Source organism: Candidatus Nitrosopumilus sp. (assembly GCF_040878665.1).
In the GTDB taxonomy this organism is placed as follows: Archaea; Thermoproteota; Nitrososphaeria; order Nitrososphaerales; family Nitrosopumilaceae; genus Nitrosopumilus.
On sequence record NZ_JBBDLU010000005.1, the window covers coordinates 1 to 3,002 of the forward strand.

2 protein-coding genes are annotated in these 3,002 nt (G+C 34.3%); both read left to right on the forward strand.

Annotated features, from left to right (window positions below):
- On the forward strand, positions 1 to 523 hold a 523-nt coding region (locus WDZ98_RS04605; protein ID WP_368060932.1), incomplete at its 5' end, for a CFI-box-CTERM domain-containing protein.
- A gap of 92 nt (positions 524 to 615) precedes the next feature.
- Positions 616 to 3,002: fibronectin type III domain-containing protein (locus tag WDZ98_RS04610; protein WP_368058667.1), on the forward strand; the 2,387-nt coding region annotated here is incomplete at its 3' end.

Below are 3,002 nucleotides of genomic sequence, written 5' to 3' on the forward strand. Positions count from 1 at the left end.
TTACCAAGCAGTGGGATTAGAAGAGCCAAAAACTACACCACCAGTGATTACAGAACCAGTTACAGAGAAACCAGAAGTTGTTGAAGAGTTTGGAGAATGTGGAGAAGGAACTGATCTAATCGATGGAATGTGTGTAATTGTTGATGATTCAGAAGGAGGATGCCTCATTGCAACAGCAACTTATGGAACAGAGATGGCACCACAGGTCCAAATGCTCAGAGAAATAAGGGACAATCAACTGATGAGTACTGATTCTGGTGTATCATTTATGAGTGGATTTAACCAATTCTACTATTCATTCTCGCCATATGTAGCAGATATGGAAAGAGACAATCCAATATTCAAAGAGATTGTAAAGATTGCAATCACACCGCTATTATCATCACTATCCATCATGTCATATGCAGATAGTGACTCTGAAGTAGTGTCATATGGAATTGGAGTTATCTTGATGAATTTGGGAATGTATGTTGTGGCACCAGCAATCATTGTGATTAAAACTAGAAAATATATCAAAATTTAGATAAAATCTCCAAAATAGTAAATCCCAATTGATCAAATGGGTAGTGAAATTTATTATCTGATTTATTAAATTTGTATTTGAGCAGTTATACATTGGAGAGAAAAATAATTTTCAGCATACTATTTGCACTTTGCATAGCATCAATTCAGATAGTATATGCGGAGCCAGAATTTGCCTTTGAATTTGGTTCAATAGGAACAGGAGATGACAAATTTGACAATCCTACAGATGTCGTTGTAGATAAAAATGGAAAAAATATCTATGTTGTAGATAATAAAAATAACAGAATTAGTGTGTTTGATGATGATGGAGATTATGATTTTCAGTATGGATCATTTTGTGATATAGGAGTAATTCAGAATTGTAGCGACAATGCTGATGGGGCAGATGCTGATGGCGATGGCCAGTTTAACAGTCCAATCAGCATTGCAAGAGATGCATTAGGGGAATTTTTTGTTATAGATGAGGACAATAATAGAGTTCAGATATTTGATGATGATGGAGAATTTCAATCAAAGTTTGGCTCATCAAATAGTGCAGATAGCAGTTATCTAGGATCAGCTAAAGGAATTGTAGTTCAAGACACTACAAGAAATATTTTTGTTTCAAGTATTGATAATGATTCGATTTCTGTCTTTAGTTCTGCTGGAAGTTTTTTGTACAAATTTAATTCATTTGATGGAAATGATAATTTTAAAAATCCAACAAATATGGTAATTGATAATTCAAATAAAATGCTCTATGTTTCAGATTCAGGAAATGATAGAATCATAGTTTTTGAATTAGTTACAGGTACGACTTGCCCAAGTGGTACTGTAGAATCAGTTGACGGTGTTTGTTTTGTAAAAAAATTTGGCTCTAGTGGCACTGCAAATGGAAAATTCGATGAACCAGCAGGATTGGCATTTGATTCAGTAAATGATTTGTTATATGTTGCAGAATCAGATAACAATAGAATACAAATTTTCAAGATAGTTGACGGTACAACTTGCCCAAGTGGTACCGAAGAGATAGTAGATGGTGTTTGTTTTGAGGAAAAGTTTGGTTCGTCGGGTACTGCAAATGGACAATTTGATACTCCAATTGGAATAGCATTAGATGAGACAAATAGTTTATTGTTTGTTGCAGATTCAGACAATGATAGAATACAGGCCTTTGACGTAAAATCAGCACCTTCAGTTCTTCTTCCAAGTTCACCTAAAAATCTAAAGGCATCACCAGTTTCTCCTACTTCAATAATTATTTCTTGGGATGAGCCTACAATGGCTTCAAACGTACCTGTAATTACAGGATATAAAATAGAATACAAAGTAGGTACAGGAAATTACATTACAGTTGAGGAAAATACTGCAAGCAAAACAACATCATTTATTCATCAAGGATTACAGACTGGCGATTACACTTATCGTGTTTATTCAATTAATTCAAATGGACCAAGTACAGTATCATCAAGTGTTACTGTAAAACCACAACACACATCAACGCCTGTTGCATTAACTGCATATGCAATTTCACCAAATCAAATTAAACTCTCATGGATTCCACCATCAGAAACTTTTGGTCAAGCAATAAGTGGTTATGAAATTAAACGTGTGATTACTCAAGATGTTTACGATACAGTTGGTAATACAGATGGCAAGACAACAACTTTCATTGTATCTAATTTAACAACTGATAAAACATACACTTATGCAGTAAGTGCAAATATTGGATATGGATCAACTGGCGAATCAAATTCAGCATCAGCTACTCCAAGAACAGATTCTGTAAATGTAATAGATGATCCAATAAAGTCAACTTCAGTATCAGCAACAAAGTCTTCACCACCAATAAAATTAACGGCTACAGTAGTATCATCATCTCAAATTAATCTAGCATGGAGTGCACCAGCAGAAGATGGGAACACTCCAATTATAGGATACATGATTGAAATGAAAAAAGATGAGGGTATTTACACTACACTAGTTGCAGACACACAAAGCACCGATAAAAAATATTCACACTCTAACCTTACAATAAATACAAAATATTCCTACAGAGTTTCAGCAATAAACGCTGTAGGAACAAGTGATCCATCAAATGAATTTTCTGCAACACCGAAATCAACAAATATCAAAATTAGTCCAATAGGCAAATTATCAATAGATGAAGGGAAATTACTCACATTTACTGTCAAGCTAGTAGATAGTTCAGTCAAAGATGTAGTGTTTAGTTTAGAGAAAAATCCACCAGCAGGTGCTAAAATAGTATCAAATACAGGCATGTTTTCATGGACTCCAACATCTTCTGATGGAGGAAAAACATACACCATGGATATAGTTGTAAAAAAGGATGGAGAATCAGATAGAGATACAATTACGATCACTGTTAACGATGTTTTAGATGGAATACCACGTGTAATAATAGAGCCTAAAATAGTAAAAGTTGCTTCATTTGTAGATGAAACAATAGATCCGCAAAGCTACGTTGACAGATACAA